The sequence below is a fragment of the Cereibacter changlensis JA139 genome (assembly GCF_003034985.1).
Taxonomy (GTDB): Bacteria; Pseudomonadota; Alphaproteobacteria; order Rhodobacterales; family Rhodobacteraceae; genus Cereibacter; species Cereibacter changlensis.
In genome coordinates this window covers 15,269-29,641 of the sequence record NZ_PZKG01000024.1, presented here as the reverse complement: position 1 = coordinate 29,641, position 14,373 = coordinate 15,269, and the positions used below count along the sequence as shown (strand labels likewise).

Sequence of the window (14,373 nt, the reverse complement as noted above, 5' to 3'; positions counted from 1 at the left end):
CGGCAGGGCCTGCGCCAGCCCGCCCGATGCGGCGTAAAGCGGGGGTGGTGCGACACCATGAAGCCTTTGCGCCGGGCACATGGCAAGGGCTGTCTTCGCATCGCTGCGTCACCGCGCGCCGGGGCGGCGCAAAATCCACGCAGGGTTCCGCCCGGCCCACGGCTCGGCTAGGGTGCCGCCATGTCGAACGCGCCCCGATTCATCCATCTCCGCACCCATACCGAACATTCGCTGCTGGAAGGCGCGGTGCCGGTGAAGAAGCTGATCGGCCTCTGCACCGCGCAGGCTATGCCGGCCGTGGCCGTGACCGACAGCAACAACATGTTCGCCGCGCTGGAATTTTCGGTGCTGGCCAGCGGCGCGGGCATCCAGCCGATCGTCGGCTGCCAGATCTCGGTCTGCTTCGATCCGGCGGCGGTGGGGGAAAAGCCGCGCGCCCCGGCGTCGGTCGTGCTGCTGGCGCAGTCCGAGCGCGGCTACATGAACCTGATGAAGCTGAACTCCTGCCTCTATATCGGCACCGGCGGGCAGCTGCCGCAGGTCAGCCTCGAGCAGCTCGAAACCCATGCCGAGGGGCTGATCTGCCTCACTGGCGGGGCCGAGGGGCCGGTGGGCAGGTTCCTGCAGGCCGGGCAGGGGCCCAAGGCCGAGGCGCTGATGCGCCGGCTGCAGGCGATCTTCGGCGACCGGCTCTATGTCGAGCTGCAGCGCCATCCGGGCGAGGGCGGGCGGCTCCCCGAGGCGGAGCGCGCCTCCGAGCAGGGGCTGGTGGAGCTGGCCTATGCGCTGGGCCTGCCGCTGGTCGCCACCAACGACGTCTATTTCCCCAAGTCCGAGATGTACGAGGCCCACGACGCGCTGATCTGCATCGCGGAAGGCGCCTATGTCGACCAGCAGGCGCCCCGCCGCCGCCTGACGCCGCAGCACTACTTCAAGACCGAAGCCGAGATGTGCGCGCTCTTCGCCGATCTGCCCGAGGCCTTGGAGAGCACGGTGGAGATCGCCCGGCGCTGCGCCTTCAAGGTGGCCAAGCGCCCGCCGATCCTGCCGAAATTCGCCGATGACGAGGTGGTGGAACTGCGCCGTCAGGCGCAGGAGGGTCTGGCCGCGCGGCTGGCGATCATCCCCCATGCCGTGCCAGTGGCGGAGTACGAGGCGCGGCTGGCCTTCGAGCTCGGCATCATCGAGCAGATGGGCTTTCCGGGCTACTTCCTCATCGTGGCCGATTTCATCAAATGGGCCAAGGCGCAGGGCATTCCCGTCGGTCCGGGCCGCGGCTCGGGGGCGGGTTCGCTGGTGGCCTATGCGCTGACCATCACCGACCTCGACCCCCTGCGCTACAACCTGCTGTTCGAGCGCTTCCTGAACCCCGAGCGGGTGTCGATGCCCGACTTCGACATCGACTTCTGCATGGATCGCCGCGAAGAGGTGATCCAGTATGTGCAGGGCAAATATGGCCGCGACAAGGTGGGGCAGATCATCACCTTCGGCGCGCTCCTGTCCAAGGCGGCGGTGCGCGACGTGGGGCGGGTGCTGCAGATGCCCTACGGGCAGGTGGACCGTCTGTCGAAGATGATCCCGGTCGAGGGGGTGAAGCCGGTCTCGATCCAGAAGGCGCTGGCCGACGAGCCGCGGCTGCGCGAGGCGGCCAAGGCCGAGGAGGTGGTGCAGCGTCTCCTGGACTACGGCCAGCAGATCGAGGGGTTGCTGCGCAACGCCTCCACCCATGCCGCAGGCGTGGTGATCGGCGACCGGCCATTGGACGAGCTGGTGCCGCTCTATCAGGATCCGCGGTCGGACATGCCGGCGACCCAGTTCAACATGAAATGGGTCGAGGCGGCGGGGCTGGTGAAGTTCGACTTCCTCGGGCTGAAGACCCTCACCGTGATCCAGAATGCGCTGGACCTGATGAAGCTGCGCGGCGTCGAGGTCGACATCTCGATGATCCCGCTCGACGACAAGCCGACCTACGAGCTCTACGCCGCCGCCAAGACCGTCGCCGTCTTCCAGGTGGAATCCAGCGGCATGATGGACGCGCTGCGGCGGATGAAGCCGACCTGCATCGAGGATATCGTGGCGCTGGTGGCGCTCTACCGCCCCGGCCCGATGGAGAACATCCCGACCTATTGCGAGGTGAAGAACGGGCTCAAGGATCTCGAGTCGATCCATCCTACCATCGACCACATCCTGCAGGAGACGCAGGGCATCATCGTCTATCAGGAACAGGTGATGCAGATCGCGCAGGTCATGGGCGGCTACAGCCTCGGTGGCGCCGACCTCTTGCGCCGCGCCATGGGCAAGAAGATAGCCGAGGAGATGGCCAAGGAACGCCCGAAGTTCATCCAGGGCGCCAAGGCCACCCATGGCGTGCCGGAGAAGAAGGCGGGCGAGGTCTTCGATCTTCTCGAGAAATTCGCCAACTACGGCTTCAACAAGTCGCACGCCGCCGCCTATGCCGTGGTCAGCTACCAGACCGCCTGGCTCAAGGCCAATCACCCAGTCGAGTTCATGGCCGGGGTGATGAACTGCGATATCCACCTGACCGACAAGCTCGCCGTCTACAAGCGCGAGGTCGACAAGCTCGGCATCAAGACGATCGCCCCCTGCGTCAACGCCTCGCTGGCCAGCTTCACCGTGCGCGACGGGGCGGTGGTCTACGGGCTCGGCGCGCTGAAGAACGTCGGCCTCGATGCCATGCGGCTGATCGTCGAGGCGCGGGGCGACCGGCCCTTCGCCACGCTCTTCGACCTGGCCCGCCGGGTGGACCTGAAGCGCGTCGGCAAACGCCCCTTGGAGATGCTGGCCCGCGCCGGGGCCTTCGACTGTCTCGATTCCAACCGCGCACGGGTGTTCGAGGCGCTCGATCCGCTGGTCGCCTACAGCGCCGCCATCCATGAAGCCCGGAATTCCAGCCAGGTCTCGCTGTTCGGCGAGGCCGGGGCCGACCTGCCGGAACCGCGTCTGGCCAGCCGTGACGACTGGCTGCCGGTGGAGCGGCTGACGCAGGAGCATCAGGCCATCGGCTTCTATCTCTCGGGCCATCCGCTCGACGATTACATGGGGCCCTTGAAGCGCAAGAAGGTGATGACGCTGACCGAACTGACCGAAGCCGCGCAGCGCGGGCCGATCATCGGCAAGCTCGCGGGCTCGGTCTCGTCCCGGCAGGAGAAGAAATCGGCCAAGGGCAACCGCTTCGCCTTCGTCCAGCTCTCCGATCCGACCGGGCTCTACGAGGTCACGGTTTTCTCCGACACGCTGGAACAGGCGCGCGACCTGCTGGAACCCGGCAAGAACGTGGTGCTGACGGTCGAGGCGACGCTGGAAGGCGATACGCTGAAACTGCTGGCCCGCGCCGCCCAGCCGATCGATTCGGTTGCCGCCGAAGCCGGGGGCTCCAGCCTGCGCATCCATCTCGACCGGGCCGAGGCCGCAGCCTCGGTCGCGGCGCTGTTTGCCCGGGTCACCGAGGCGGGGCGGGCGCGCGGCCAGATCACCATCTGCGTCGCCGATCCGGCCAGCGGGCAGGAGATCGACATCGCCCTGCCAAAGGACTACCCGGTGACGCCGCAGATCAAGGGCGCGATCAAGGCGATGCAGGGCGTGGTGATGATCGAGGAGATCTAGCCGATCCGGCTGGAGAAGATCCGCGCCACCAGCACGCTGAAGATGATCCGCGCGACGTGATGCGCCGTGACATAGACCACGCTCATCTGCAGGCTCAGGGCGATCAGGCTCATCTCGGCCAGCCCGCCCGGCGCGAAGGCCAGAAACACCGCCATGGCGGGCTGGCCGACCACGCCCGCCAGCGCGAAGGCAAAGCCGAAGGCCAGGAGCATCATCGCGCTGACATTCACCACCGCCAGCCGCAGCGCCATCGGCAGCGCGCCACGGGTCAGCCCGGCGAAGCGCGCGCCCAGCACCGAGCCGATGACGACCTGCGTCACCTGCACCGCCCAGCCCGGCGGCACCGCCTCGGTCAGCCCGGCCAGATGCGCCAGCGCCGACAGGGTCAGCGGCCCGGTCATCACCGCAGCTGGCATCTTCAGCCGCGTGCCGATCACCACCCCCAGCACTCCGCAGAGCGTCAGCACCAGCACATCGGCAAAGCCGAGCGGGGAGTGCCCGCCGGTGCTCACCCCGGCGCTGCTGCCCACCGCATGGCCGGTGAGCCAGCTGAAGATCAGCGGCACCGCGACGATGGTCAGGATCAGCCGCAGGAACTGCAGGAGCACCAGCATCCGCTCGTCCGCCCCGGCCTCCTGCCCGAGCGTCACCGATTCGATCAGCCCGCCCGGCACCGCGCCGAAGAAGGCGGTCGGCGCATCGAGCGGCCCGAGACGGCGGTAGATCCGGTAGCCGATGTAATGCGCCATCGGGATGTAGAGCCCCAGCGCCAGCAGGCTCGACCACCACCCGGGCATCTGCGCCAGCACCTCCGGCGTGAAGGAGCCGCCGATCCCCAGCCCGATGATCGGCACGAACAGCGTGCGCAGGCTCTGCGGCACGGCGATGGCCCGGTTGAACAGCCGGAGCCGGAAGGCCGCCGAACAGCCCACCGCGGTCAGCGACCCCAGCAGCAGCGCCAGCGGCAACCCCGCCGCCTTGGCCGCCAACCCGCCCGCCGCGCCGATGGCGAGGGTCAGGAGGGTGGCGAGAGGGTCGAAGGGGAGGGAGAAACGCATCCGCGGCACATCACCACCGGCATGGCGGAAAGGCAAGGCGCGGAGGGATATGCGGCGCTTCCGGCAAGCGCCGGGGGAGGGGCTGTCTGCCCCTCCCCCGGACCCCCACCCCGAGGATATTTTTCCAAGGTGAGGGGAAAGAAAGTCGGCCTGAAATTCAGCTTATAAGAAAGTCCGCTTACCAGTGCGGCGGGCGCTGATCGGCGAGGGGGATGCCGCCGCCGCTGTCGGCCTCACGTTCGGCCTCGCGTTCGAGCAGCAGGCCGACGCGGCGCGACAGCCGCTCGATGTCCTTGGACTGCCGCGCCACCACCTCCGAGAGGTCTTCCACCGCCCGCGTCAGATGCGCGATCTGCTCCTCGGCCGCATCCATCCTGTCCATCCGCCGCTTCCTTTCCTCTGCATGCGTCGTGCATGACCTGTGCATCGGTCGTGCATCGCCGTTTTGCCGCAAACGCCCGCGGCTTGTCCCGCGCCCTCTCCTCCGATACACCCCCAGCGAAACACAGCGAAGGGTCCGGTAATGGCCAAGGACAAGTCTCCCCGCCGCCCCCGCGCGGAAACGCCCAAGGGCTTCCGCGACTATTTCGGCGCGGATGTGACGGAACGCAAGGCGATGCTCGACAGCATCGCCGAGGTCTATCACCGCTACGGCTTCGATCCTCTGGAAACCTCCGCCGTCGAGACCGTCGAGGCGCTGGGCAAGTTCCTGCCCGACGTCGACCGCCCGAACGAGGGGGTCTTCGGCTGGCAGGACGAGGATGGCGACTGGCTTGCGCTGCGCTATGACCTGACGGCCCCGCTGGCGCGGGTGGCGGCGCAGTTCCGCAATGACCTGCCCTCGCCCTACCGCCGCTACGCCATGGGCCCGGTCTGGCGCAACGAGAAGCCGGGGCCGGGGCGGTTTCGCCAGTTCTATCAATGCGATGCCGATACGGTCGGCGCGGCCTCGGTCGCGGCGGATGCCGAGATCTGCGCCATGCTTTCCGATGCGCTGGAAGTCGTGGGCATTCCGCGCGGCGACTATCTGGTGCGGGTCAACAACCGCAAGGTGCTGAACGGGGTCATGGAAGTGGCGGGGGTGCTCGACCCTTCCGACCCGTCGAAATTCGAGGCGGAGCGCGGCATCGTGCTGCGCGCCATCGACAAGCTGGACCGGCTGGGCGAGGCCGGGGTGCGCGCCCTGCTGGGCGCGGGGCGGCGCGACGAGTCGGGCGACGTGACCAAGGGCGCCGGGCTGTCGGACGAACAGGCCGAGGTGGTGATGGGCTTCATGGCCGCCAAGCGCGGCACGGGCGCCGAGACGGTGGCGCGGCTGCGCGATCTGGTCGGCGGCTCGGTTCTGGGCGGCGAGGGCGTGCAGGAGCTTGAAACCATTGCCGAATTGCTGGACCGGCAGGGATATGGCCCCGACCGGATCGAGATCGATCCCTCCGTCGTGCGCGGCCTCGGCTACTACACCGGGCCGGTGTTCGAGGCCGAGCTGACCTTCGAGATCCTCGACGAGAAGGGCCGCAAGCGGCAGTTCGGCTCGGTGGCGGGCGGCGGGCGCTACGACGATCTGGTCAAGCGCTTCACCGGACAGGCGGTGCCGGCGACCGGGGTCTCCATCGGTGTGGACCGTCTGCTGGCGGCGCTGCGGGCCAAAGGCCGGGCCGGGCAGAAGTCGGTCGGGCCGGTGGTGGTGACGGTGATGGATCGCGACCGGATGGGCGACTACATGGCGATGGTGGGCGAGCTGCGCTCGGCCGGGATCCGGGCGGAGCTCTATCTCGGCAACCCGAAGAACTTCGGCAACCAGTTGAAATACGCCGACAATCGCCACTCTCCGGTGGCGGTGATCCAGGGCACCGACGAGGCCGGGCGCGGCGTCGTGGTGCTGAAGGATCTGGTGTTGGGCGCCAAGGTGGCCGAGGAGGCCAGCCTCGAGGAGTGGAAATCCCGCCCGGCGCAGGTCGAGGTGGCGCGGGCCGATCTGGTCGCCGCCGTGAAGCGGATGCTGGACCAGTGACCAAGGCCGCGATCCGGGCCGAGGCCGAGACGCTGTTCGCCGCCTTCCAGGCCGCGGGCGCCCTGCCGGTGGAGGCCGACATCCTGCTGCCCGCCGGCACGCTGCTCGACCTCTACGGCGAGGATATCCGGGCGCGGGCCTATGTCACCGCCGACCCGCTGCGCGGCGAGATGATGCTGCGGCCTGACTTCACCGTGCCGGTGGTGCACGCGCATATGGCGCATGGCGCCGATCCCGCCCGCTATACCTACATGGGCGAGGTGTTCCGGCGGCAGGAGCATTTCGGGCCGCGCGCCTCGGAATATCTGCAGGTTGGCTTCGAAATCTTCGACCGCGCCGAGCCGGAAGCGGCGGATGCCGAGGTTTTCGCGCTGTTCTCGCGGCTGCTGGCGCCTTTGGGGCTGAAGGCGGCGACCGGCGACATCGGCATCCTGCTGGCGGCGGTGCGCGGCCTCGGCACCACCGAGCGGCGCAAGGCGGCGCTGCTGCGCCATGTCTGGCGGCCGAAGCGGTTCCGCGCGCTGCTCGACCGGTTCGCCGGGCGGGCGCCGGCGCCCGAGGCGCGGCTGCAGCTGCTGGAGCGGTTGGCCACGGGCTCGGCCGAGGCGCTGATCGAGGCGGCGGGGCCGGTGATCGGGCTGCGCGAGCCTGCCGATATCGCGGCACGGGCGGCGGCGCTGATCGAGGATGCCGAGGCCGCGCCGATCAGCGGCGCCGAGGCCGGAATGCTGGACGAGCTTCTGACGCTGGAGGACACGGCTGCGGCGGCGCTGGAGCGGCTGCGCGCGATTGCGGCCGAGATGCCGGCGATCGCCACCTCGGTCGACCGCTTCGCGCGGCGGCTCGGGGCGTTGGAGGCGCGGGGGATGGATGCCGCGACGCTGCCCTTCGCCGCGAGCCATGGCCAGAGCACGCTGGAATATTATGACGGCTTCGTCTTCAGCTTCCACGCCGCCAACCCCGCGCTGCCGCCGGTGGCGACAGGCGGGCGCTATGATGCGCTGACGGCGGTGCTGGGGCAGGGCCGATCAATCCCGGCGGTGGGCGGGGTGATCCGCCCGGGGCTGGTGGCGCAGCTGAAGGGGACCCTTTGATGCTGAAGATCGGCGTGCCGTCCAAGGGGCGGCTGATGGAGAAGACCTTCGACTGGTTCAACGCGCGCGGCATCGCCATGCGCCAGACCGGGGCGGAGCGCGAATATTCCGGCGCGGTCGAGGGGATCGACGGGGTGGAGCTGGTGCTGCTCTCGGCGGGCGAGATCCCGCGCGAGCTGGCGGCGGGGCGCATCCATCTGGGCGTCACCGGATCGGATCTGGTGCGCGACAAGCTTGCCGACTGGCAGACGCAGGTGGCGGAGCTGGCGCATCTGGGCTTCGGCCATGCCGACCTGATCATCGCCGTACCGGCCTGCTGGATCGATGTCGACACGCTCGACGACCTCGACGCGGCGGCGGCGGCTTTCCGGGCGGCGCATGGCTTCCGGCTGCGCATCGCCACCAAGTATCACCGGCTGGTGCGGGAATTCCTGACGGCGCAGGGGGTTGCGGATTATCAGCTGGTCGACAGCCAGGGCGCGACCGAGGGCACGGTGAAGAACGGCACCGCCGAGGCGATCGCCGACATCACCTCCTCGGGTGAGACGCTTCGGGCGAACCACCTGAAGATCCTGTCCGACGCGCTGGTCCACAGCTCGCAGGCCGTGCTTTTCGCCTCGCGGCGGGCGGAGTGGGGGGAGGCTGCGGGGACGCTGGCGCAGCTTGTGCAGAAGCTGGATGTGGCCGAGCCCGAGTTTACCCGGTCCTGACCAGCGACAGGGGGGCGAGGAGCAGCGCCAACCTGTCTATCAGGATCGTGGCGTCCTGCCCGTCATCGGCAATGACCGCGAGCTGGCTGCGCGAGGCCGACGGGTCGTTCAGGATCGACACCGGCCCTTCGACCAGCCCGCGCAGCACTAGCGCCTTCGCCCCGTCCTCCTCGACCAGGTCGATCTGTGGCGGGGTCGCGGAGCCCTTGGCGAGGATGGTCCGGCGCACGCTGTCGAGCGAACCGCGGATGAGAGCGATTTCGTGGCCGCGGCCGCTGGGCCAGACCAGCCCGGGCGCCGCGCCGCGCGTACCGTTCGACGGGCCAAGGGCAGGCTCTGGTTTCGTTGCGATTGCGGTCATCAGATAACCTCGACTGGTATCCTTACGTGGCCACGCAGGCCGGGCACATCAAGCACACCTGTCGCGCCCTCGTCCCAGATTGCTCCCTTTACCCCGAAGAAGCTACGATAATGTGAAGGCGGAACCCCGGTGCGGAAGCTGTAGCCCGCCTCTCCGACAGGGAGCGGGCCAAGATAGGCCTTCACGCAGGCCGGGCCATTTCCGGCGATCTGCCGCGGCGCCTTGCCCCAGAGCCAGCCGGAATCCGCGACCAGCCGGCGCTCCCGCTCATCCGCGCGACGATGGAAGATCTGCTCCGCCACTAGCCACCCCCGCGCATCCTGCGGGGAGGCTAGCCAGCCGCCGGAAACCGGGCAAGCGACGCGTCAGCGCAGTCCGATCTCTGCCAGCGCCTGCGCCAGCGCCGGGGGCAGGGCCTCTTCGCGGGCGCGGCCCTTGGGCAGGTCGCGCGGGGCTTCCTCGGCGGAGAGGTAGCGCCAGCCCTGGAAGGGGCGGCGGGGGGCGCCTTCGGTGCGGATCACTTCGGGGTCGAGCAGGATCGCGCAGCGGGTGATGCCGTCGGCGCCGACGACCTCCTCCAGCCCGTCGATCCGCTGCCGCGCCAGAATCATCCCCTTGAACACCCAGTAGAGCGAGCCGCCGCTGATGATCTCGGTCTCGCGCTTGGGCCACATCCGGGTGACATGGCGCGGAAGACCGTCGGGCCAGCGACCGCGCTGGCTCTGCTGCCAGTCGATCAGGTCTTCGACCTTCTCGGCACCGACGCAGAGTTTCAACAGGTTGACAAAATCGGCCAAGGGAATCTCCGCAGGGGGGAGGCCTGACATTAACCTTTTGGCATCCGAGTTCAAGGCGGCGGCCTGCCGGAAAAACCTACCGTTCTCTCAATCTATGGTTTGACCCTAGCGGGCCGGGGGCATATCTTGTACGTCCTTCCCCGAACAACACTCCCCGTCGTCCCACCACAAGGAATCTCCCATGTCCCGTTTTCATGCCCCCATCGCCGAACAGATCTGGGATATGAAATATCGTCTCAAGGATGCCTCGGGCGTGGTGGTCGACGGGACGGTCGAGGACACCTGGCGCCGCATCGCCCGTTCGCTGGCCGAGGTTGAGGCCGAGCCGCAGGTCTGGGAGGACCGCTTCTATCACGCGCTGGAGGATTTCCAGTTCCTGCCCGCCGGCCGGATCACCGCGGGCGCCGGCACCGGCCGGGCGGTCACCATGTTCAACTGCTTCGTCATGGGCACCGTGCCCGACAACATGGGCGGCATCTTCGACGCGCTGAAGGAGGCCGCGCTGACCATGCAGCAGGGCGGCGGCATCGGCTATGACTTCTCCACCATCCGCCCGCGCGGGGCCGAGGTGAAGGGCGTGGCGGCGGACGCTTCCGGCCCGCTGTCCTTCATGGACGTCTGGGACGCGATGTGCCGCACCATCATGTCGGCGGGCAGCCGTCGCGGCGCGATGATGGCCACCATGCGCTGCGACCACCCGGATATCGAGCAGTTCATCGAGGCCAAGAAGGACGCGGCGCGGCTGCGCATGTTCAACCTGTCGGTGCTGGTCACCGATCCCTTCATGGCGGCGGTGAAGGCCGACGGCCCGTGGGAGCTGGTCTTCGGCGACAAGGTCTACAAGACGGTGCAGGCGCGCGACCTGTGGAACCGCATCATGCGCTCCACCTATGATTTCGCCGAGCCCGGGGTGATCTTCATCGACCGGATCAACGCGATGAACAACCTCGGCTATTGCGAGACCATCGCCGCCACCAACCCCTGCGGCGAGCAGCCCCTGCCGCCCTACGGCGCCTGCCTCCTGGGCTCGATCAACATGGCGACGCTGGTCAGCGGCGCCTTCACCCCTGAGGCCACGCTCGATCTGGCGGCGCTGGACAAGCTGGTGCGTCTGGCGGTGCGGATGATGGACAATGTGGTCGACGCCTCGCGCTTCCCGCTGCCGCAGCAGGCGCAGGAGGCCCAGGCCAAGCGCCGCATCGGTCTCGGCGTCACGGGGCTCGCCGATGCGCTGCTGATGGTCGGCCAGCGCTACGGCTCGGTCGAGGCGGCGGAGCAGACCGAAGTCTGGATGAAGGCCATCGCCCGCGCCGCCTATCTCGCCTCGGTCGATCTGGCCAAGGAGAAGGGCGCCTTCCCGCTGTTCGACGCCGAGAAATACCTCGCCTCGGGTTCGCTCACCCATATGGACGAGGATGTGCGCGAGGCGATCCGCACCCATGGCATCCGCAACGCGCTGCTGACTTCGATCGCCCCGACCGGGACGATCAGCCTCTATGCGGGCAACGTCTCCTCGGGCATCGAGCCGGTCTTCGCCTATGCCTACAAGCGCAAGGTCCTGCAGAAGGACGGCACCCGCACCGAGGAGGAGGTGGTCGATTACGCCGTCCGCCTGTGGCGCGAGACCCATGGCGACGCGCCGCTGCCGGATTACTTCGTGAACGCCCAGACCCTCGCCCCGCTGGAGCATGTCCGCATGCAGGCCGCGGCGCAGAAATGGATCGACAGCTCGATCTCCAAGACGATCAACTGCCCCGAGGACATCAGCTTCGACGATTTCGCCGAGGTCTACATGGCCGCCTGGGATCAGGGCTGCAAGGGTTGCACCACCTACCGCCCGAACGAGGTGACGGGCTCGGTGCTGAGCGTGTCCGAAGCGGCGCAGGCCGCGCCGGCCGAGCCGGAGCCGAAGGGCGAGGTGGTCTACCTGACCGACCCGCTCGACCGGCCCGCGGAGCTGGAGGGCGCGACCTACAAGGTGAAATGGCCGGGGTCGGAGCATGCGCTCTACATCACGGTGAACGACATTGTCATCGCCGGTCACCGCCGGCCCTTCGAGGTGTTCATCAACTCCAAGAACATGGAGCATTTCGCCTGGACGGTGGCGCTGACCCGGATGATCTCCGCCGTCTTCCGCCGCGGCGGCGACGTCTCCTTCGTGGTCGAGGAGCTGAAGGCGGTCTTCGACCCGCGCGGCGGCGCCTGGATGGAAGGCCGCTACATCCCCTCGATCCTCGCGGCCATCGGCGGCGTGATCGAACGCCACCTGATCGCCATCGGCTTCATCGAGGGCGAGGGCATGGGCCTGAAGACCGACCCCAAGGCCGACGTGGCGGTGCTGGGAATGAAGGCCAAGGCCTGCTCCTCCTGCGGCAGCTACGACCTGCGGATGGTGGAAGGCTGCATGACCTGCGCAAGCTGCGGATTTTCGAAGTGCGGGTGAGGTGAACCGACAACCAGCTGTTGTTGTAATACACAGCAAATACTGTCCATTTCCCCCTGTTTTGACCATTGGACGCGCAATTAATGTCCATCGGTTTGGGGGCTGTGGCCCTTTCATTATAGTTATCAACTAGTTGGCGTGGTCCGGGGCTTGAGCGCCTCCGGGCCGTGCAAGCCGGTCGGCCCTCTCCCCACCCCGTTGACGGTTTCGACCCTCCTGAGCATGGTTTCCGTCATCTTGTCCGGTCCGGCGAAGAGGCGCTGACGCCTCCAGCCTTCCCGGCAGTTCCCAAAACCACATCTTCCCCACCGGGAAAGCACTGCTTTCCCGCAGGGCGGAGGCATGCTCGAGGAGGCTACAATGCCCGCCGACCCCATCCTGGCCAAAGGCCACATCCGGTTCATCGAGGCGCGGTTCCCCGCTGTCGCTGCATCGCAGCTGGACATCACCCGCCGCCTGACCGACCACCTGTGGAAGCTGCGGGAGGCGCAGGAGCGGAGGCTGGCCGAGGCCGCAGCGCCGCTCCGACAGGAAGATGCGGCGCAGCCTGCTGTCGGGATCAGGAAGGCGAAAGGCGCCGATGCCGATGGCGCAAAGGATGACGACCTGTTCTTGCCGCCGGCCGATCGAGTGCTCACGAGAACCGCGAGCACCATCAGCCTCACCGCCGCCGACCGGTCGAAGATCGACCGCAGGGCAAGGCGGCTGTTCCATCGGCGGGAAGCGGCTTCCGGGATGAAGCACCTGAAGAAGGAGGACCGGGACCGTCTCGAGGTGCTGGCCCGGGGAGTCCGCCTCGCGGTCATCCCGTCCGAGCACCGGGCAGATGAACTGGCCGCCGAGCTGCACGGGGAATTCCCTTGGCTGGCGCCCGCCACCGAGGTGGTCTGGCGCGCGATGCGCCGCTCGGTGCGGGAAGGCTGGCCGGGCTTCCGGATGCCGCCCCTGCTGCTCGACGGGCCCGTCGGGATCGGCAAGTCGGTCTGGGCGCGATGGCTTGGCACGCTGATCGAGGCTCCGAGCCTGGTCGTGGAGGCGACGAACCAGAACGCGAGCTTCGGCATCGTCGGTTCGCAGCGGTCCCCTCGCCCCTGTGCTCCGAGCCTGGAACGCGGACTGGGGGGATGACAGCGGTTGCGCCAGATCAATACGAGTTGCTGACCGTGCTGTATTCTTGGGGTGAGGTTGCGCCGGATGGGGGCAGGATGGCTCTCGAATTTCTCGCCGATCTGATGGATGAGGCCACGCTCGCCGCGCTGTTCGGCGTGCTCACCGGCGTGACCTTCGGCGTTGCGGCGCATCGCTCCGCCTTCTGCCTCAGGGCGGCGACGGTGGAATTCGCCCGTGGCCAGCTGGGCGACCGGATCGCGGTCTGGCTTTTGACCTTCTCCACCGCGATGATCTGGGTACAGGGCGCGCAGATGCTCGGCCTGTTCCGCGCCGAGGAGGCGCGGATGATGGCGGTGACCGGGTCCTGGTCGGGCGCGGTGCTGGGCGGGCTGATGTTCGGCGCCGGGATGGTGCTGGCGCGCGGCTGTTCGGGGCGGCTGCTTGTGCTCGCGGCGACCGGCAACTTGCGCTCGGTGGTCTCGGGGCTGATCTTCGCCGTGGTGGCGCAGATGTCGCTGCATGGCTGGCTCGCGCCGCTGCGGCAGTGGCTGGCCGGGCTCTGGGTGACGCCGGGCGGGGCCAATGTGAACCTCCTGGCGCTGGCGGGCCTGCCGGAGGCCGCCGGGCTGGTGATCGGCCTCGGTTTCGCCGCCGCAGCGCTCTGGCTCGCCGCGCATCGGCGGATGCCCTGGCTGTCGCTGGTCTTCGCGTCGGGCGTGGGCTTCGCCGTGGCGCTCGGCTGGGTGCTGACCTTCAGCCTGGCGCAGGTCGCCTTCGACCCGGTCAGCGTGACCTCGGCCACCTTCTCCGGGCCTTCCGCGAATTTCCTGATGTTCTTCCTGACCGACTCGCCGGCGCTCGACTTCGACATCGGGCTGGTGCCGGGCGTCTTCCTCGGCGCGCTGCTCTCGGCGGGGCTGAAGCGCGAGCTGCGGTTCCAGGGCTTCGACGGCGAAAGCCAGATGCGGCGCTCGATGCTGGGCGCGGTACTGATGGGCTTCGGCGCGATGCTGGCCGGGGGCTGCGCCATCGGCTCGGGCGTCACCGGCAGCTCGATCTTCGTGGCGACCGCCTGGCTGGCGCTGCTCTGCATGTGGGTGGGGGCGGTGGTGACCGACTTCCTCGTCGACCAGCGCCGCGCCCCGCTGGCGGCCTGAGCCGCCCG

12 protein-coding genes are annotated in these 14,373 nt (G+C 68.4%); 7 read left to right on the top strand and 5 right to left on the bottom strand.

Annotated elements, in window-relative coordinates; genetic code table 11:
- Positions 1–180 precede the first annotated feature (180 nt).
- The gene (dnaE, locus tag C5F48_RS07665) at positions 181–3,624 is read left to right on the top strand and encodes a DNA polymerase III subunit alpha (RefSeq protein WP_107663316.1); all 3,444 of its coding nucleotides are present in this window, start codon (positions 181–183) and stop codon (positions 3,622–3,624) included.
- Here dnaE and C5F48_RS07660 read toward each other — a convergent pair.
- Both C5F48_RS07660 and C5F48_RS07655 read right to left on the bottom strand, forming a co-directional pair.
- Complete coding sequence (locus C5F48_RS07660) at positions 3,621–4,682, bottom strand: AbrB family transcriptional regulator (RefSeq protein ID WP_107663315.1); 1,062 nt, start codon at positions 4,680–4,682, stop codon at positions 3,621–3,623. The genes dnaE and C5F48_RS07660 overlap by 4 nt on opposite strands.
- Before the next feature lie 178 nt (positions 4,683–4,860).
- The gene (locus C5F48_RS07655; RefSeq protein WP_107663314.1) at positions 4,861–5,064 is read right to left on the bottom strand and encodes a SlyX family protein; all 204 of its coding nucleotides are present in this window, start codon (positions 5,062–5,064) and stop codon (positions 4,861–4,863) included.
- 141 nt (positions 5,065–5,205) lie between these two features.
- Between C5F48_RS07655 and hisS the strand changes: the two genes are divergently transcribed.
- The 3 genes from hisS to hisG are packed head-to-tail and all read left to right on the top strand — an operon-like array spanning position 5,206 to position 8,497.
- A complete protein-coding gene (gene hisS / locus C5F48_RS07650; RefSeq protein ID WP_107663313.1) occupies positions 5,206–6,693 on the top strand; it encodes a histidine--tRNA ligase in 1,488 nt (495 codons plus the stop codon).
- Positions 6,690–7,787, top strand: a complete 1,098-nt coding sequence (locus tag C5F48_RS07645; RefSeq protein ID WP_107663312.1) for an ATP phosphoribosyltransferase regulatory subunit — start codon at positions 6,690–6,692, stop codon at positions 7,785–7,787. Before hisS ends, C5F48_RS07645 begins: the two co-directional genes overlap by 4 nt.
- Positions 7,784–8,497 (top strand): ATP phosphoribosyltransferase, encoded by a 714-nt coding sequence (hisG, locus tag C5F48_RS07640; protein ID WP_107663311.1) that lies wholly within the window; start codon positions 7,784–7,786, stop codon positions 8,495–8,497. Before C5F48_RS07645 ends, hisG begins: the two co-directional genes overlap by 4 nt.
- Here the strand turns inward: hisG and C5F48_RS07635 are convergent.
- The 3 genes from C5F48_RS07635 to C5F48_RS07630 all read right to left on the bottom strand — a co-directional run bounded on the left by C5F48_RS07635 (position 8,484) and on the right by C5F48_RS07630 (position 9,655).
- Positions 8,484–8,858 (bottom strand): hypothetical protein, encoded by a 375-nt coding sequence (locus tag C5F48_RS07635; protein WP_107663310.1) that lies wholly within the window; start codon positions 8,856–8,858, stop codon positions 8,484–8,486. The genes hisG and C5F48_RS07635 overlap by 14 nt on opposite strands.
- Entirely contained in the window at positions 8,858–9,160 is a 303-nt protein-coding gene (locus tag C5F48_RS24775; protein WP_146170568.1) for a hypothetical protein, read from the bottom strand. Before C5F48_RS24775 ends, C5F48_RS07635 begins: the two co-directional genes overlap by 1 nt.
- A gap of 63 nt (positions 9,161–9,223) precedes the next feature.
- Positions 9,224–9,655 carry a DUF1489 family protein gene (locus C5F48_RS07630; RefSeq protein ID WP_107663309.1) on the bottom strand — a complete coding sequence of 144 codons (432 nt, stop codon included), beginning with the start codon at positions 9,653–9,655 and terminating at the stop codon, positions 9,224–9,226.
- A 181-nt stretch (positions 9,656–9,836) separates the two neighbouring features.
- Between C5F48_RS07630 and C5F48_RS07625 the strand changes: the two genes are divergently transcribed.
- The 3 genes from C5F48_RS07625 (at position 9,837) to C5F48_RS07615 (ending at position 14,365) form a co-directional block, all read left to right on the top strand.
- Complete coding sequence (locus tag C5F48_RS07625; RefSeq protein ID WP_107663308.1) at positions 9,837–12,098, top strand: adenosylcobalamin-dependent ribonucleoside-diphosphate reductase; 2,262 nt, start codon at positions 9,837–9,839, stop codon at positions 12,096–12,098.
- Between the two features lie 360 nt (positions 12,099–12,458).
- Positions 12,459–13,226: a hypothetical protein gene (locus C5F48_RS07620; protein WP_107663307.1), complete on the top strand. Its 768-nt coding sequence runs from the start codon at positions 12,459–12,461 to the stop codon at positions 13,224–13,226.
- Positions 13,227–13,303: 77 nt separating this feature from the next.
- Positions 13,304–14,365 (top strand): YeeE/YedE family protein, encoded by a 1,062-nt coding sequence (locus C5F48_RS07615; RefSeq protein ID WP_107663306.1) that lies wholly within the window; start codon positions 13,304–13,306, stop codon positions 14,363–14,365.
- Positions 14,366–14,373: the final 8 nt, after the last annotated feature.